Annotated in this window: 18 protein-coding genes; 5 read left to right on the forward strand and 13 right to left on the reverse strand. The window is 31.8% G+C overall.

Annotated features, from left to right (window positions below; all coding sequences use genetic code 11):
* The first annotated feature begins 440 nt into the window (after window positions 1–440).
* Window positions 441–1,445, forward strand: coding sequence for a porin (locus tag DPIF8902391_RS09280; RefSeq protein ID WP_172505640.1), 1,005 nt, complete (start codon window positions 441–443; stop codon window positions 1,443–1,445).
* A gap of 85 nt (window positions 1,446–1,530) precedes the next feature.
* Here the strand turns inward: DPIF8902391_RS09280 and ettA are convergent, their stop codons facing one another.
* The 6 genes from ettA to DPIF8902391_RS09310 form a co-directional block, all read right to left on the reverse strand.
* Entirely contained in the window at window positions 1,531–3,222 is a 1,692-nt protein-coding gene (gene ettA / locus DPIF8902391_RS09285) for an energy-dependent translational throttle protein EttA (protein WP_058885374.1), read from the reverse strand.
* 21 nt (window positions 3,223–3,243) lie between these two features.
* Complete coding sequence (locus DPIF8902391_RS09290) at window positions 3,244–3,420, reverse strand: CAL67264 family membrane protein (RefSeq protein WP_232113419.1); 177 nt, start codon at window positions 3,418–3,420, stop codon at window positions 3,244–3,246.
* Between the two features lie 345 nt (window positions 3,421–3,765).
* Window positions 3,766–4,752 carry a UDP-3-O-(3-hydroxymyristoyl)glucosamine N-acyltransferase gene (lpxD, locus tag DPIF8902391_RS09295; RefSeq protein WP_172505641.1) on the reverse strand — a complete coding sequence of 329 codons (987 nt, stop codon included), beginning with the start codon at window positions 4,750–4,752 and terminating at the stop codon, window positions 3,766–3,768.
* A gap of 111 nt (window positions 4,753–4,863) precedes the next feature.
* Window positions 4,864–6,888 carry an NADPH-dependent 2,4-dienoyl-CoA reductase gene (locus tag DPIF8902391_RS09300; RefSeq protein ID WP_172505642.1) on the reverse strand — a complete coding sequence of 675 codons (2,025 nt, stop codon included), beginning with the start codon at window positions 6,886–6,888 and terminating at the stop codon, window positions 4,864–4,866.
* Between the two features lie 230 nt (window positions 6,889–7,118).
* The gene (locus tag DPIF8902391_RS09305) at window positions 7,119–7,556 is read right to left on the reverse strand and encodes a MarR family winged helix-turn-helix transcriptional regulator (protein ID WP_172505643.1); all 438 of its coding nucleotides are present in this window, start codon (window positions 7,554–7,556) and stop codon (window positions 7,119–7,121) included.
* Between the two features lie 82 nt (window positions 7,557–7,638).
* Window positions 7,639–8,046 carry an OsmC family protein gene (locus DPIF8902391_RS09310; protein ID WP_058885379.1) on the reverse strand — a complete coding sequence of 136 codons (408 nt, stop codon included), beginning with the start codon at window positions 8,044–8,046 and terminating at the stop codon, window positions 7,639–7,641.
* Between the two features lie 165 nt (window positions 8,047–8,211).
* Here DPIF8902391_RS09310 and DPIF8902391_RS09315 point away from each other — a divergent pair, with 165 nt between their 5' ends.
* From DPIF8902391_RS09315 to DPIF8902391_RS09330, 4 genes are all read left to right on the forward strand, one after another.
* Complete coding sequence (locus DPIF8902391_RS09315; RefSeq protein WP_172505644.1) at window positions 8,212–8,727, forward strand: GNAT family N-acetyltransferase; 516 nt, start codon at window positions 8,212–8,214, stop codon at window positions 8,725–8,727.
* 105 nt (window positions 8,728–8,832) lie between these two features.
* Window positions 8,833–10,461 (forward strand): acyl-CoA carboxylase subunit beta, encoded by a 1,629-nt coding sequence (locus DPIF8902391_RS09320; RefSeq protein ID WP_172505645.1) that lies wholly within the window; start codon window positions 8,833–8,835, stop codon window positions 10,459–10,461.
* A gap of 237 nt (window positions 10,462–10,698) precedes the next feature.
* Window positions 10,699–12,690 (forward strand): DUF3352 domain-containing protein, encoded by a 1,992-nt coding sequence (locus DPIF8902391_RS09325; RefSeq protein WP_172505646.1) that lies wholly within the window; start codon window positions 10,699–10,701, stop codon window positions 12,688–12,690.
* 77 nt (window positions 12,691–12,767) lie between these two features.
* On the forward strand, window positions 12,768–13,484 hold the full coding sequence (locus DPIF8902391_RS09330) for a YebC/PmpR family DNA-binding transcriptional regulator (protein ID WP_058885383.1): 717 nt from the start codon (window positions 12,768–12,770) through the stop codon (window positions 13,482–13,484).
* Between the two features lie 141 nt (window positions 13,485–13,625).
* On the opposite strand, the gene DPIF8902391_RS09335 is transcribed toward DPIF8902391_RS09330, so the two are convergent.
* The 7 genes from DPIF8902391_RS09335 to rpsQ all read right to left on the reverse strand — a co-directional run bounded on the left by DPIF8902391_RS09335 (window position 13,626) and on the right by rpsQ (window position 16,247).
* Window positions 13,626–14,141, reverse strand: a complete 516-nt coding sequence (locus DPIF8902391_RS09335) for a hypothetical protein (protein WP_172505647.1) — start codon at window positions 14,139–14,141, stop codon at window positions 13,626–13,628.
* A gap of 4 nt (window positions 14,142–14,145) precedes the next feature.
* Window positions 14,146–14,364, reverse strand: a complete 219-nt coding sequence (locus DPIF8902391_RS09340; protein ID WP_172505648.1) for a hypothetical protein — start codon at window positions 14,362–14,364, stop codon at window positions 14,146–14,148.
* Between the two features lie 107 nt (window positions 14,365–14,471).
* Window positions 14,472–14,741, reverse strand: a complete 270-nt coding sequence (gene rpsN / locus DPIF8902391_RS09345) for a 30S ribosomal protein S14 (RefSeq protein ID WP_172505649.1) — start codon at window positions 14,739–14,741, stop codon at window positions 14,472–14,474.
* A gap of 3 nt (window positions 14,742–14,744) precedes the next feature.
* Window positions 14,745–15,296, reverse strand: a complete 552-nt coding sequence (rplE, locus tag DPIF8902391_RS09350; RefSeq protein ID WP_058885425.1) for a 50S ribosomal protein L5 — start codon at window positions 15,294–15,296, stop codon at window positions 14,745–14,747.
* Window positions 15,297–15,298: 2 nt separating this feature from the next.
* The gene (rplX, locus tag DPIF8902391_RS09355) at window positions 15,299–15,607 is read right to left on the reverse strand and encodes a 50S ribosomal protein L24 (RefSeq protein ID WP_058885426.1); all 309 of its coding nucleotides are present in this window, start codon (window positions 15,605–15,607) and stop codon (window positions 15,299–15,301) included.
* 12 nt (window positions 15,608–15,619) lie between these two features.
* Window positions 15,620–15,988, reverse strand: coding sequence for a 50S ribosomal protein L14 (gene rplN / locus DPIF8902391_RS09360; RefSeq protein WP_058885427.1), 369 nt, complete (start codon window positions 15,986–15,988; stop codon window positions 15,620–15,622).
* Window position 15,989: 1 nt separating this feature from the next.
* Entirely contained in the window at window positions 15,990–16,247 is a 258-nt protein-coding gene (gene rpsQ / locus DPIF8902391_RS09365; RefSeq protein WP_058885428.1) for a 30S ribosomal protein S17, read from the reverse strand.
* Between the last annotated feature and the right edge of the window lie 13 nt (window positions 16,248–16,260).

Raw genomic sequence — 16,260 nt, forward strand, 5'->3', positions numbered from 1 at the left:
TTGAAATTTAAACAGGCTCTTAATGCTGATAAAGTTCTCGATACTATTTTTTTGAAGGAAAAAAATCACTCGAACTGACAGTTTGTTTTCGTTAATCGGGTTTCGTTTTGAATTCTTCAAACAAGAATAAACCTCACAGGTTTTAAAAACCTGTGAGGTTTAAGTTTTACTGCTCGAAATGATAGTGTGAACTTTGCCTAAATTATAGTTGATTTCTCAAATTATCGAAATTAGTACAAATGCCTAGCCCCGATTGAAGCAATTGTTTGAGCTCTTTTTTGTTTTTCTTTTCGAAAAAACAAAAAAAGCGAGTGCGGAAAGCGGGAAATTGCTTCTAAAAAAAATAATTATTGACTTAATAAGGGTAAATATATATAAGGTCTTTCTGTTCATATTGTATATTTGTTTATTACCAAAAAAGTTTATAAAATAAAATATCTATGAAAAAAATGATGATTGCCGCTATGGTATTAGGGGTTTTTGCTGCAAATGCTCAAGAAAAATTAAAAAAAAAAGACTCTCAAAAAGTTACGGTTTATGGTAGTTTTAGACCTTCGGTTACTTATAGAAATGATAGAGCTGCTAATATTAAAAGTGTTGATGTTACTGATTTTTTCTCTCGATTAGGTTTTAAAGCGGAACAGAAAATTGATAAAAACCTAACGGCTTTTGTTCAAGGAGAATGGGATATTGATATTGAAGGTGATGCCGATTTTGGTGATGCTCGTTTAGGGTATGCGGGTTTAAAAGGGAATTGGGGACGCATCGCTATTGGTAAACAATGGTCGCCACATTATAATATTATTGCCGAAGTAACGGATGTTTTTAATCATAGATCGAGCCCTTTTGCTTATGATACGCAAAGTCCTTTTAGAACTAATAATTTGGTTACTTATAAAAATACGTTAGGAAATTTTAAAATTGATGCGGGTGTGCAAATAAATGGTGACTCTGGCTCTACTAATGGCGGTGTTACTGATGATGCCTACGGAAGAAGTTATGTGGATACCGCTATATTTGGTGTAGGATATACTGCTGAAAACTTTTATTTAGGGGCTTCTTTTCTTTCGGATAAAGATAAAACTGCTGTTAAGCGTGATATTTTTGCTTTTGCAGCTTCTACTACGCTTTTTAATAATTTATATACCGCTATTAATTATCAAAATATAAATATTAAAACTCCTGCCGATGTAAAATTGGATGCAAGTACTTTAGACGTTGCCGCTGTATATTCTTTTAATGAAAGTTACAATGCTAAAGCTAGTTATTTTAATTATGATAACGGTACTGTAAATGGTAATGGTTTTAATTTTACTTTTGAAAAAAGATTTAAAAAGAGCGTTCGAACCTATATTGAAGTTTTAAATTATAATGATTCTGATAAGCCTGCGATTACCAATGTTTCGGTAGGGTTGCGTTATGATTTATCGTACGATTTGTTGTAAGATATTACAATTGGTGTTGTATAAACCAAAAAAACTCGAAACTATAACGTTTCGAGTTTTTTTATCTATTAAAATATCAAAAGAATTATCTAATTAATTTTCTGTATTTAATACGTTTTGGCATTAAATCACCACCTAAACGTTTCTTTTTATTTGCTTCGTATTCAGAGAATCCTCCTTCAAAGAAATACACTTCACTGTTTCCTTCAAAAGCTAAAATATGTGTACATATTCTATCTAAAAACCATCTATCGTGAGAAATAACTACGGCACATCCTGCAAAGTTTTCTAAACCTTCTTCTAATGCTCTTAATGTATTTACATCTAAATCATTGGTAGGCTCATCTAATAATAAAACGTTTCCTTCTTCCTTTAAAGTCATTGCTAAGTGTAAACGGTTACGCTCACCTCCTGAAAGTGTAGAAACTTTTTTGTTTTGTTCGCTTCCACCAAAGTTAAAACGACTTAAATATGCACGAGAATTTACTTGCTTCCCTCCCATCATTACTAAATCTTGTCCTTCAGAAAAATTTTCCCAAATAGATTTATCAGGGTCTATATTAGAGTGCGCCTGATCTACATAAGCAATTTTTGCCGTTTCACCTACATTAAAACTTCCTGCATCAGGAGTTTCTTCTCCCATTATCATTTTGAAAATAGTGGTTTTACCTGCACCGTTTGGCCCGATAATTCCAACAATTCCTGCTTGCGGCAAGTTAAACTCTAAATTATCGTATAATAATTTATCTCCAAAAGCTTTTGAAACACCACTAGCTTCAATAACATTGGTTCCTAAACGTGGACCATTTGGAATATAAATTTCTAATTTTTCATCCGTTTGTTTCTGATCTTGGCTCATTAATTTATCATAGTTCTTCAAACGTGCTTTTTGCTTTGTTTGACGACCTTTTGAACCTTGACGAACCCATTCTAATTCTCGTTCTAATGTTTTTTGACGCTTAGAAGCTGTTTTGCTTTCTTGTGCCATTCTTGTAGATTTTTGATCTAACCAAGAAGAGTAGTTTCCTTTCCAAGGAATTCCTTCACCTCTATCTAATTCTAAAATCCATCCTGCAACGTTATCTAAGAAATATCTATCGTGTGTTACAGCGATTACAGTTCCTTTATATTGTGCTAAATGATGCTCTAACCAATGTACAGATTCGGCATCCAAGTGATTGGTAGGCTCATCTAATAATAAAATTTCTGGTTCTTGTAATAATAACCTACATAAAGCAACTCTTCTGCGCTCTCCTCCTGATAAGTTTTTAATTGGCGTATCACCGTCTGGAGTACGTAAAGCATCCATGGCAATTTCTAACTTAGTATCTAATTCCCAAGCATTAGAAGCATCAATTTTATCTTGAAGCTCTGCTTGTTGCGCCATTAACTTGTCCATTTTATCAGCATCAGAATACACTTCTTCTAAACCAAACATATCGTTGATTTTGTTGTATTCTTCTAAGATAGCTACGGTTTCTGCAACACCTTCTTTAACTATTTCAATAACTGTTTTGGTTTCGTCTAATTTTGGTTCTTGTTCTAAGTAACCAACTTTATATCCTGGTGAAAAAGTAACATCACCTTGAAAATTCTTCTCTACTCCAGCAATGATTTTTAATAAGGTAGATTTACCCGATCCGTTTAAACCTAAAATACCGATTTTAGCTCCGTAGAAAAAGCTTAAATAGATATCTTTTAAAACTTGTTTATTGGTACTTTGATAGGTTTTTGAAACCTTATTCATTGAAAATATAACCTTCTTATCGTCTGACATTTTGTTGTAATTTTGATTTAATTAAACTCTTCCTTTTAAGGCGTTAAAAACCCATGCGTTTGCAAAAAAACCTAAGCCTACTGCTGCAAAACCGTATCCTGCTACCTCATCATATCTAAAAGCTCCTAGTAACACTAACAAAAGTCCTATTAAAACCATTATAAGTGTTGCCCATGCTAAGACGTTATTTTTATTCATTGCCATAATTTACTCTTTTTACTCTTTACAAAAAATATGTGGGGCAAATATCGGCTTTTATTTTATTATTTTTGATGACACTTTTGCCTTTTCGCTATAAAATAGCTTATAATACTTCTTTTAGAGCTATAATTATCGCTATTTTTACTACTATTTTAATAATTAACAATATTTTAAATCTTTTTATACGCTTCTTATTTAACTTAAAATTTTAAATTAAATTCTAACTTTACTTCGGATAAACAAAACCCCTAGCCCCGATTGAAGCTTTGTTTGAGCTCCTTTTTTGATTTTTTTCAAAAAAGAGCGAGTGCGGAAAGCGGGAAATAGCTTCAAATAAAAAATTTACTGCCTTCCTAATTTACGAAGAGCCACCCATTGTTTCATCTTTTCTCTAGCATCAGTTGCGGGGTAACCAAGTACGGTTTTACCTGCGGGAACATCGGTAATAACGCCTGATCCTGCGCCTACAGTTGCTCCAGAATGAATAGTTACATGATCTTTTATAGAGGCACTTCCACCAATAATTACGCCATCTCCTAAGGTTACCGACCCTGCTAAACCACTGCTTCCAGCCATAATACAAAACTTCCCTAGCACGCAATTATGCCCTATTTGTACTAAGTTATCAATTTTACAGCCATCGCCTAAAATAGTAGCGCTAAACTTTCCTCTATCGACACATGAATTTGCACCAATTTCTACTTGATTTCCGATAATTACGTTTCCGATATGTGGAATTTTCGTTAAACCTTGTACGCTTGGTCTGTACCCAAAACCATCGGATCCGATGCTTACATTACTATGAAAAATACAGTCATTTCCGATAATACTTCGTTCTCTAACAACCGTTCCCGACCAAATTACCGTATTTTTTCCAATAGTTGTATCGTCAAAAATAGTAACGTTTGGATACAAAATAATGCCTTCGGATAATACCACATTTTTACCGATATAACAATTTACTCCAATTTTACAACCTTCGCCAATTGTAGCAGTTTTATCGATAACTGCCGTTGGATGAATATCAGTTTCAAAATACGGAGACGCTGGCTCAAAAGCTTCTAGTAACATCGCCATAGCTAAATCGGGATTTTTCAATTTTATAAACGCCTTATTTTCTTGTGGTTGCATCTCTAATTTTTCGCAGATGATGGCAGCACTTGCATTGGAATTTTCCCATAATTTTGCAAATTTCTTATTCCCGATAAAAGTAATTTGTCCTTTTTGAGCTTTTTCAATTTGCTGTGGAGCAGTAATTTTTTCAGAACAATTTCCTAGTAATTCTCCTTTTAATAATGAGTTGATTTCTTGTACAGTAAATGACTTCATTTTGTTTTTTTGGGGGTTAATTTGCTAAAAATAGTGTTTAATTCCTTATTAAAGACAAATCAAAAAAAAATCCTACAGTAATGTAGGATTTTAAAAATGCTAGTATTTTTATTAAATCTCCGCCGCCAATCTACTTCCTTGATTTATCGCTCGTTTTGCATCTAATTCTGAAGCAAAATCAGCCCCACCAATTACGTGTATTTTGATGCCTTTTTCTTCTAAAGGTGTTACTAATTCTTTAAACGGAAGTTGCCCTGCACAGATAATTACATTATCGACTTCTAGTATTTTTTGCTCCTCGCCTTGGGTATAATGCAATCCTTTATCGTCAATTTTTGTATATTGAACTTCGTTTATAAACTGTACATTTTTTTTCTTTAAAACCGCGCGGTGAATCCAACCTGTTGTTTTTCCTAAATTCTTACCAAATTTTCCTTTGCTACGTTTAAACATAAAAATTTCTCTTGGCGATGGATAAAATTCAGGCGTAACATTTTCAATTCCTGCACGAGATTTTAGGGTTTTATCAATTCCCCATTCTTTTAGCCACGCATCAATATTTAAGGCAGTACTTTCTCCTTGATGCGCTAAATATTCTGATACATCAAAACCAATTCCACCAGCACCAATAACGGCTACACGCTTTCCTACAGGTTTTTTATGCTTGATAACATCGATATAATTTAATACTTTTTCGTGCTCTATTCCGTTAATTCTTGGCATTCTTGGGGTAATTCCTGTGGCGATAATTACCTCATCAAAATTTCCTTTTGATAAATCATCGGCAGAAACTCGTGTATTTAATTTTACGGTTACTTTGTGTAATTCTAATTGCTTATTAAAATATCGAATAGTTTCGTAAAACTCTTCTTTTCCTGGTATTTGCTTCGCGATATTAAACTGACCACCTGTTTGTTTATCGGCATCAAAAAGTGTTACTTCATGCCCTCTTTGAGCTAAAATTGTGGAAGCAGATAATCCCGCTGGTCCTGCACCGACTACGGCTATTTTTTTCTTGTTTTTCGTTGGATTATAATTAAATTCGGTTTCATGGCAGGCTCTTGGGTTTACCAAACAACTCGCTACTTTTTGTTGAAAAGCATGGTCTAAACACGCCTGATTACAAGCGATACAAGTATTTATTTCATCATCACGTTCTTGTTTTGCTTTATTTACCCACTGCGGATCTGCTAAGAATGGACGTGCCATAGAAATCATATCGGCATGACCTTCGGATAATACTTTTTCCGCCGTTTCGGGCATATTAATTCGGTTTGAAGTTATCAACGGAATTGATAATTCTTCTTTCATTTTTTGAGTAACCCAAGTAAAAGCTGCTCTTGGAACAGAGGTTGCAATGGTTGGAATGCGTGATTCGTGCCAGCCGATTCCTGTATTAATTATGGTGGCGCCTGCTTTTTCTATCTCTTTTCCCAGTTGCACAACTTCTTCCCATGAACTTCCTTGTTCCACTAAATCGAGCATTGATAATCTGTAAATAATAATAAAATTTTGACCTACAGCTTCTCGTATTTTTTGAACCAATTCAATTGCTAAACGGATTCTATTTTCATAAGCACCGCCGTAATTATCGGTTCTTTTATTGGTTCTTTTTACAATAAATTGATTGATTAAATAGCCTTCCGAACCCATTATTTCAATACCATCATAGCCTGCTTCTTGCGATAATTTTGCAGAATTCACAAAATCTCTTAGCGTTCTTCGGATGCCTGATTGCCTTAATTTAAACGGCTTAAATGGATTAATTGGTGCTTGTATTTTTGATGGAGCAACGGTTAACGGATGATATCCGTAACGCCCAGAATGTAAAATTTGCATACAAATTTTACCCCCTTCTTTATGCACGGCATCGGTAATTATTTTATGTTCTCTTGCGTGTTTTTTAGTACTCATTCGGGCTGAAAATGGGGCTGTCCAACCTTGAATATTTGGCGAAATCCCACCAGTAACAATAAGCCCAACACCTCCTTTTGCACGCTCAGCATAATAGGTTGCAATTCTTTGTGTGCCGTTTTTCTCTTCCTCTAAACCCGTGTGCATAGAACCCATTATTACACGATTCTTTAATGTTGTAAATCCTAAATCTAATGGTTCAAAAATATGTTTGTATTTCATCTATTGAGCGTTTTTAAAGTTTGAAAAGTGTTATGCGTGCATAATATATTGCAATATACGTTTTTTATCAAAATAAAAAGCTTCAGTCTTTCCTTAAAAGAACCTACTTAAGTTTTTAACTTTAATAATTGTAAAAAATATTGAATAAGATGAAAATTTCTTTTGCTATTCAACATATAAAAAACCCATTTTCCTCATTTTAGAATCACGCATTTCTTGCAGAATTTCGTTCACCTAATCTTGTCTAATAAAACACTTAATTTATCGGCTTCTTCTTCTGTTAAATTATCTAAAAAATTTAATTTTTTTGAGCTATCAATTGTTGTTAACAATTCTAAACCTTTCTTAGATATATTAATATAAACAACTCTCCTATCATGTTCACATCGAAGGCGTTCTATAAATTTCTTATCGCATAACTTATCCATTAAACGAGTTGCATTAGGTGCTCGTTCAATCATTCTATCTTTAATAACTTGTACTTTTATCGGTTTACCTGCACCTCTTAAAATTCGTAAAATATTAAATTGCTGTGGCGATATTCCGTAAGGTTTGAAAAAATCGTTTTCATTACTACTCAACCAATTTGCCGTGTATTTAATATTTACTAATGCTTTTATTTTATTGTTCGGAAATTTAGATTTTATATCTTTAGAAATATCTCCCATTCTTTATTTAATTTTTATTCGTTTGTAAACAAAAATACAAAAACAACTTTACATTCCAAGGAATATAAAAACAATACAACTATTATTGAATACTACTTACTATTTCGGTTGTTCCTTTTACCATTTGTGCAACAGGACATGTTCCTGCAACTTCTAATAATATTTCTTTTTGAGCCTGGGTAACTTGTTTTTCAAAAGATATTTCTTCTAGTAATGATTTTTTTATTCCTTGAGATGTTAGTCTTATTTGCTGTGTAACATTAACTGTAATTTCACCTACATTCCAATTTTTATTTTCGGCATAGGTTCTTAAAGTTATGGAAACACAACCACCAATTGCGGTTAATAAATATTCTACAGGCGTTGGTCCGTTATTATCGCCTCCTTTTTCAATAGGCTGATCGGTAATTACAAAATGATTTCTCATTTTTGCTTCCGCCACATAATTACGGTTTGTTAAAATTACTTTTGATGATGCTTTGGCTGCCATTATTACTTTATATTTTTTTGCTATAAATATAAGAAACTACACTTAACATAAAATCATCTATTTTAAATTCAATAAGAACTAATATATTTACATCAGCGCTTATATAAACTATTAACACTATTTTTCTTCTAACTTGTTTATCAAACAAATTAAACCGCTATAAATATGAATCTTAAAAAAACAACTTCTCTTGAAATCATCTCTTTTAAACCAGTCTACGCTACTGATTTTTATAATTTAAACATCGAATGGATTTCTTCTTTTTTTGAAGTAGAAGCTTACGACAAAGAGGTTTTAAGCAATCCCAATAAATACATTATTAACAAAGGCGGGCATATTTTTTTCGCAAAACTAGACGATAAAATTATTGGAACCGTTGCTTTAATGCCGATAAAAAACGAAAAAGAAGCATCAGAAAATAATAAACCAACTGTTTTTGAACTTACCAAAATGGCGGTTTCACCTCAATATAGAGGCTTTAAAACAGGGCAGAAATTAATGCAAAAATGTATTGATTTTGCAAAAGATCAACAATTTAGTAAGCTTGTTTTATATTCTAATCGAAAACTTGAAAATGCTATTTATATTTATAAAAAATATGGTTTTTTAGAAATTCCTGTAGAAAAAAACTGTCCTTACGAGCGTTCTGACATTAAAATGTCGTTAAAAATAAACGACTAAAAAGAAGAAGTTAATGCGATACCTGCTGTAATGACACGGCTAACTTTCTTGTATTTTAATCGGTTTTTCTTACTTTAGCAGTTGCAAATAAATAACCGATTATCTATGGATATTAACTTCAATAAAAACGAAGATTACAATAAACTTTTAGTTTCTGATTTACGCAAACGTTTTGCCAAAGTTAAATTAGGCGGTGGTCAAAAACGACTAGATAAACAACACGAAAAAGGAAAATTAACAGCCCGTGAACGTGTAGATTACCTTTTAGATGACAAAAAAAAATCTATAGAAATTGGCACCTTTGCAGGCGATAAAATGTATCAAGAACACGGCGGATGCCCATCAGGAGGTGTTATTGTAAAAATGGGATATGTTAGCGGAAAACAATGTATTGTTGTTGCCAACGATGCTACTGTAAAAGCTGGTGCTTGGTTTCCAATTACAGGAAAAAAGAATTTAAGAGCGCAAGAATTATCTATAGAAAATAAATTACCAATTATTTATTTGGTAGATTCTGCTGGTGTTTATTTGCCTTTACAGGATGAAATTTTTCCTGATAAAGAACATTTTGGGCGTATTTTTAGAAATAACGCGATGATGAGTAGCATGGGCATTACACAAATTTCTGCAATTATGGGTAGTTGTGTTGCAGGTGGTGCTTATTTGCCAATTATGAGCGATGAAGCTTTAATTGTTGATAAAACAGCGAGTATTTTTTTAGCAGGAAGCTACTTAGTAAAAGCTGCAATTGGTGAAACTATTGATAATGAAACTTTAGGTGGCGCAACCACACATTGTGAAATATCAGGTGTTACCGATTATAAATCGAAAGATGATAAAGATGCTTTAGACACTATTAAAAAATTAATGGACAAAATTGGCGATGCTGACAAAGCTGGTTTTAATAGAAAAGAAGCAGCCCCTCCAAAAGAAAATGAAGATGATATTTTTGGAATTCTTCCAAAGGAAAGAAATGCACAATATGATATGTTAGAAATTATCAAACGTTTGGTTGATAATTCTGAGTTTGATCAATATAAAGAAGGCTACGGAAAAACAATTTTAACAGGTTATGCACGCATGGACGGTTGGGCTGTTGGTATTGTTGCTAATCAACGAAAATTAGTGAAAAATGCCAAAGGTGAAATGCAATTTGGAGGTGTTATTTACAACGATTCGGCAGATAAAGCAACTCGCTTTATAGCCAATTGCAATCAGAAAAAAATTCCATTGGTTTTTTTACAAGATGTTACTGGTTTTATGGTCGGTTCAAAATCGGAACACGGTGGAATTATAAAAGATGGTGCTAAAATGGTAAATGCGGTTAGTAATTCGGTTGTTCCAAAATTTACGATTATTATTGGTAATTCGTACGGTGCAGGAAATTACGCCATGTGCGGAAAAGCCTACGACCCTCGATTAATTGCTGCTTGGCCAAGTGCTGAACTTGCCGTTATGAGTGGAAATTCTGCTGCTAAAGTTTTATTACAGATAGAAAAAGCATCTTTATTAAAAAAAGGCGAAGAAATTACACCTGAAAAAGAAGCTGAATTATTTGATAAAATAAAATCACGTTACGACGAGCAAGTTTCACCCTATTATGCCGCAGCAAGAATTTGGACAGATGGAGTTATTAATCCGTTAGATACCAGAACTTGGATTTCTATGGGGATTGAAGCTGCAAATAACGCTCCTATTGAAAAGAAATTTAACTTAGGAATTATTCAGGTTTAATTATTTGATTTTAAATAAAGATTTATAACATCAAAATAAGATGACAAGGGGTTAAAACCCCTTGTTAAAAAAAATACTTTCTTTAATTTTTAAACACGCTTATTCAATCTTACCTCAATAGCAACAGACCTCACAGGTTTTTAAAACCTGTGAGGTCTAAGTTTAAAACTAAATAATTTATGTATTTTATTATTAAACAGGCTTTAAAAAAATTTAAAATTTAAACAGGTTCTAATTATGAAAAAAAAGATTTTATGGACTGCTTTAATCGCTTTTTTGAGCTTTTTAGCTTATCAAAGCTACCTTTTTACTTTTGATAATCAAGATAATATAAAACCTATTTATTTAATACCTAATGATGCTGTTTTTATTTTAGACACCGAAAGACCTATTGATACTTGGGACGAAATTAGTGCTAGCCCTATTTGGAAACACTTTCAAAAAAACACGTATTTTAAGGAAGTTAGTAAAAGCATAAACACGCTTGATAACACAATTAAAGAACAAAAAAGTATTGTCAGTTTTATTGGTGAACGAGATGTTTTAATTTCTGCACACGTTTATAAACCAAAAAAATATGATTTTTTATATGTTGTTAATGTAGGGAAATTATCAAAACTGAATTTTTTAAAAAATACCATTACAGGTTTAGCTAGTAATGATTTTGAAATTACCAACCGAATATATCAAAAGCAAGAAATAACTGAAATTTACGATAAAAAAGCAAGAGAAACCTTATATCTTTCGTTTATAAAAAATCAATTAATTGCTTCTTACACTCATGTTTTAGTGGAAAAATCTATCAATCAATATCAAAAACCTGTTATTGGTAGAGATGTTGATTTTATCGAAATTACCAAAGAAACCCCTGATGATGGTTTCTTTAAGTTGTTTTTTCAATATAAATATTTAGATAAGTACCTTTCTTGTTTTGCTGATAAGACCAATAAAAACGATGAGAATATTATTGAAAATATTCAAAAATCACTGTACTATTCTGGGTTTGATGTTTCTTTAATTGAAGGAACTATTATTCAGGCAGATGGTTACACAAACGTAAAAGAAAATTCTGAAAGCTATTTAACAGCTATTCAAAAATCAGGAAAAGGGAAAAGAACTGTTGCTAGTATTGCACCTAAAAATACGGCGCTATACCTGAGTTTTGCTTTTGATAGTTTTGAACTATTTCATGAAAATTTTGAAAATCTTAGAAAGGAAAAACCAAAAGAATTTGAAGTTTATTCTAAACAAATTGCTGAAATTGAAAATCAATTAGATATCAACATCAAAAAAAATGTATATAGTTGGATTGGAAACGAAGTCGCTTTAATTCATTTTAATTCATCGCTTTCAAGAAATAAAAAAGATATTGCTGCGGTGTTTAAAACTACAAATATTGATGATGCTACCGAAAATTTAGAATTTATTCTATCTCAAATAAAAGAAAAAACACCCTTACAGTTTAAACAAATCACCTATAAAAACCACCACATTAATTTTTTAGATTTAAACGGTTTTTTCAAAATAATTGTAGGTAATATGTTTCAAAAAATGGAAAAACCATATTTTACCATTATTGATGATTTTGTAGTTTTTAGTACAAGCCCTAACACATTAAAAGAAATTATAAATAATTATCAGCATAAATATACCTTAGCTTCATCAAAAGAGTTTGAAGAATTTAATTATTTATTTAATACAAAATCAACTATTTTCACTTACGCTAATACACCGTATTTATATACTGATTTAGTTAGTTTAGCCGATAGAAAAACACAAATTCAACTAAAGAAAAACAAAAATAATGTTATTTGTTTTAATCAATTTGGTTTGCAATTAACATCTGAAGGAAGTATTTTTAAAAGTTCTATTACCACTACTTTTAATAATCCGAAATTAGTTTTAGAAAAAATTACTTTAGATAAAAAATTAAAAAAAGAAAAAGCTTTAAAATTAGCATCTAAAAAAAATACAGAAAATAATATATTTAATTTTAAAGAAATACATCCGTCAGATTTAAGCGCTTCAACATACAAAGAATATTACAAGAACGGTAACTTGTGGTTTGAAGTAGCTTTAAAAGATGGTTTATTAGACGGAAAGTTTCGAATGTACTATCAAAATGGAAAATTAAAACTAAAAGGAAGCTACAAAAATGGCAAGAAATCAAGTACTTGGCGTGCTTATGATGCTCAAGAAAATAAGCTACTTATCAAAAAAGGATTTTAATTGTAAATAATTACTGCAATAACTACATTTGTCATTGCGTAAAAATAATTTTAGCGTAAAAATAATAATTTAATAAAATGGGAAGAGCATTCGAACTTAGAAAAGGACGTAAGATGAAGCGTTGGTCTGCAATGGCTAAAACATTTACCAGAATTGGTAAAGATATTGTAATGGCAATTAAAGACGGTGGGCCAAACCCCGAAGCAAACTCACGTTTAAGGGCGGTAATGCAAAATGCAAAGGCTGCAAACATGCCTAAAGAGAATGTAGAGCGCGCCATTAAAAAAGCGGTAGACAAAGATACAAGCGACTATAAAGAAGCGTTATTTGAAGGCTATGCTCCACACGGAATTGCCGTTGTGGTAGAAACAGCAACCGACAATAATAATAGAACTGTTGCTAATGTACGTTCTGTATTTAATAAATGTAACGGAAACTTAGGAACTTCAGGTTCTGTTCTTTTTATGTTTGACCGTGTTTGTAATTTTACAGTAAAAAAAGAAGATATTACTGTTGATTTAGAAGAGTTAGAGTTAGAACTTATTGACTTTGAAGTTGAAGAAGTTTTTAATGATGACGAAGGAATTATTATCTACGCACCATTTGAACAATTTGGGGCTATTCAATCTTATTTTGAAGATAATAATGTAGAAATTTTATCATCAGGTTTTGAAAGAATTCCTGCTTCTACCATGAAGCTTTCTGAAGAACAGCAAGCAGATGTAGAGAAGTTATTAGAAAAATTAGAAGATGACGATGATGTTCAAAATGTTTATCATAGCATGATGATGTAGAACATTTAAAACCTTTTTTTTAGTATTAAAAAAGCGAAATTATCTAATTAAATTAGATGATTTTGCTTTTTTATATTGATGTATTTAACAAAAAAATAGGTTACTTTTGATAACCTATTTTACATAGTTTAAAAGTTTTATTTATCTTCTATAAATTATAGTATCTTTTTTTATATCAAACCATTCTAAACCAATCGTAAAATTATCAAAATTTTTCAATTGTTGCATAAATACTTGTTCTCTTCCATCTGAAAGGCGTAATTTATACGTATATTCATTTGAAATCGCTTTAATTTTATCATAATCTACTTGCCATCTTCCATCTTCAAATGAAGGGGCTTCAACAAAACCATCGTAAGACAATGCTTTCTTATCTCCTGTTTTACTATCTATTTGTATCCTATCTGAAGGAGCGGTTTTTATAGACCATATAATACTTTTAACATCTACAGAATCTGTTGCTATAAATTTATTGTTTTTAACGGCTCCAATATAAAACTGATATCCTGTATATTCTATTTCTGTAAAATTATAAAACTCGATTGCAATACCATTTTTGGGTCCAAGATCGATATCATCTAAATTAGTTCCACAACTAAGAAAAAAAGAGCATACAATTAAAAATAATATTTTTGTTTGTCTAGTAAGTGTTCTCATAATTTTATTGTTTTAATCCTTCTCTTTTAGCTAATAAACCATCTTTATTTTTAATATCAATAATAGGTACATTTAACCTATTTACAACAGGTAGTCCTTTATAAGTTGATAATGATTTACTCTTTTTCACTGATTCAGTAACATCTAAAACAGCTTTTTCTTCTGAACAATTAAAAAAAAGGAACGAAGCGAATAATAAAACGAAGTAATGAGTTCTTCGCATAATTATATAACAATTTATTAATTAGCAATTTAACAAGGGTAGTTATTAAGCAAAAAAAAAGGTTATACTACAAGAGTATAACCTTTTTATAAAATAAACTGATATTTCTACCAACTTGCTTTTTTAACACCTGGAATTAATCCATTGTTAGCCATTTCACGGAAAGTAACACGTGAAACACCGAACTGACGCATATATCCTTTTGGACGACCTGTTAGTTTACAACGATTGTGCATTCTAATTGGTGATGCATTTTTTGGTAATTTTTGTAATGCTTCGTAGTCTCCAGCTTCTTTTAAAGCTTTTCTCTTTTCAGCATACTTTGCTACCGTTTTAGCTCTTTTACGCTCACGCGCTTTCATTGATTCTTTAGCCATCTTCTAGTTCTTTTTAAATGGTAAACCTAATTCAGTTAATAAAGATTTAGCTTCTTTATCAGTGTTTGCAGATGTTACAAAAGTAATATCCATTCCACTAATCTTTTTTACTTGATCAATATTAATTTCAGGGTAGATGATTTGTTCAGTAATACCTAAATTGTAATTACCTCTACCATCAAAACCGTTCGCTTTAATTCCGTTAAAGTCTCTTACACGTGGTAAAGAAGCGGTAACTAATCTATCTAAAAATTCGTACATTTTAACTCCTCTTAACGTAACTTTCGCACCAATTGGCATCCCTTTACGTAATTTGAAGTTTGCAACATCTTTCTTAGAGATCGTTGAAACTGCTTTTTGACCTGTAATTGTAGTTAACTCGTCAATAGCGTATTCTATTAATTTCTTATCTGCTATAGCAGCACCAACACCTTTATTTACAACAATCTTTTGTAATTTAGGTACTTGCATTACATTACTATAACCGAATTCTTCAGTAAGAGCTTTTATAACTCTGCTCTTGTACTCCTCTTTTAATCTTGGTACGTAACTCATTGTTATATTGCTTTATCTGATTTTTTTGAAAATCTAATTTTCTTACCTTCTTCTACTTTATAACCAACTTTTACCGCTTCACCGTTTTCGATTAATGCTAAGTTAGATATGTGTAAAGAAGCTTCCTTTTTTACAATTCCTCCTTGAGGATTAGCAGCAGATGGCTTGGTATGTTTCGATACCATGTTCACACCTTCTACCAATACTCTATCTTTATCTCTAAGGATTTGTAAAACTTTACCTTCCGATCCTTTGTGATCTCCTGCTAATACTTTAACAGTATCACCTGATTTTATTTTGAACTTTTTCATCTTACTGTCGATTTAAAGCACTTCAGGTGCTAATGATACTATCTTCATAAATTGCTTATCACGTAATTCACGGGCAACAGGACCAAATACACGTGTTCCTCTCATTTCCTCAGTAGGATTTAAAAGTACACAAGCATTATCATCAAATCTGATATATGATCCGTCCTTACGTCTAATTTCTTTTTTAGTACGAACAACAACAGCACGAGATACTTGACCTTTCTTTACACTTCCGTTTGGAGTTGTAGACTTGATTGTAACAACAATCTTATCACCAACACTAGCGTAACGCTTTCTTGTTCCTCCTAATACTCTAATCACTAAAACTTCTTTTGCTCCAGTGTTATCTGCGACTCTTAATCTTGATTCTGTCTGTAACATATTATTTAGCTCTATCTAGGATTTCTACTAATCTCCAACGTTTAGATTTACTCATAGGACGTGTTTCCATGATCCTAACAGTATCTCCTTCGTTGCAATCGTTATTCTCGTCATGTGCAACGTACTTTTTCGTCTTTAATACGAACTTACCATACATTGGGTGCTTGGTTCTTTTTACCTCATTAACAACAATAGATTTCTCCATTTTGCTACTAGATACTACACCTATTCTCTCTTTTCTAAGATTTCTTTTCTCCATCTTTAAAACTGAC

This window comes from Tenacibaculum finnmarkense genomovar ulcerans (assembly GCF_900239495.1).
Classification (GTDB): domain Bacteria; phylum Bacteroidota; class Bacteroidia; order Flavobacteriales; family Flavobacteriaceae; genus Polaribacter; species Polaribacter ulcerans.

Bases quoted from the DNA above. Each gene is read 5' to 3' on its own strand.
- DPIF8902391_RS09325 (WP_172505646.1), top strand. From the start codon at position 10,699: ATGAAAAAAAAGATTTTATGGACTGCTTTAATCGCTTTTTTGAGCTTT.
- rpsQ (WP_058885428.1), bottom strand. From the start codon at position 16,247: ATGGAGAAAAGAAATCTTAGAAAAGAGAGAATAGGTGTAGTATCTAGT.
- DPIF8902391_RS09305 (WP_172505643.1), bottom strand. From the start codon at position 7,556: ATGGGAGATATTTCTAAAGATATAAAATCTAAATTTCCGAACAATAAA.
- DPIF8902391_RS09280 (WP_172505640.1), top strand. From the start codon at position 441: ATGAAAAAAATGATGATTGCCGCTATGGTATTAGGGGTTTTTGCTGCA.
- DPIF8902391_RS09310 (WP_058885379.1), bottom strand. From the start codon at position 8,046: ATGGCAGCCAAAGCATCATCAAAAGTAATTTTAACAAACCGTAATTAT.
- DPIF8902391_RS09290 (WP_232113419.1), bottom strand. From the start codon at position 3,420: ATGAATAAAAATAACGTCTTAGCATGGGCAACACTTATAATGGTTTTA.
- DPIF8902391_RS09300 (WP_172505642.1), bottom strand. From the start codon at position 6,888: ATGAAATACAAACATATTTTTGAACCATTAGATTTAGGATTTACAACA.
- DPIF8902391_RS09335 (WP_172505647.1), bottom strand. From the start codon at position 14,141: ATGAGAACACTTACTAGACAAACAAAAATATTATTTTTAATTGTATGC.
- rplX (WP_058885426.1), bottom strand. From the start codon at position 15,607: ATGAAAAAGTTCAAAATAAAATCAGGTGATACTGTTAAAGTATTAGCA.
- rpsN (WP_172505649.1), bottom strand. From the start codon at position 14,741: ATGGCTAAAGAATCAATGAAAGCGCGTGAGCGTAAAAGAGCTAAAACG.
- rplE (WP_058885425.1), bottom strand. From the start codon at position 15,296: ATGAGTTACGTACCAAGATTAAAAGAGGAGTACAAGAGCAGAGTTATA.
- ettA (WP_058885374.1), bottom strand. From the start codon at position 3,222: ATGTCAGACGATAAGAAGGTTATATTTTCAATGAATAAGGTTTCAAAA.
- DPIF8902391_RS09315 (WP_172505644.1), top strand. From the start codon at position 8,212: ATGAATCTTAAAAAAACAACTTCTCTTGAAATCATCTCTTTTAAACCA.
- DPIF8902391_RS09320 (WP_172505645.1), top strand. From the start codon at position 8,833: ATGGATATTAACTTCAATAAAAACGAAGATTACAATAAACTTTTAGTT.
- DPIF8902391_RS09340 (WP_172505648.1), bottom strand. From the start codon at position 14,364: ATGCGAAGAACTCATTACTTCGTTTTATTATTCGCTTCGTTCCTTTTT.
- lpxD (WP_172505641.1), bottom strand. From the start codon at position 4,752: ATGAAGTCATTTACTGTACAAGAAATCAACTCATTATTAAAAGGAGAA.
- rplN (WP_058885427.1), bottom strand. From the start codon at position 15,988: ATGTTACAGACAGAATCAAGATTAAGAGTCGCAGATAACACTGGAGCA.
- DPIF8902391_RS09330 (WP_058885383.1), top strand. From the start codon at position 12,768: ATGGGAAGAGCATTCGAACTTAGAAAAGGACGTAAGATGAAGCGTTGG.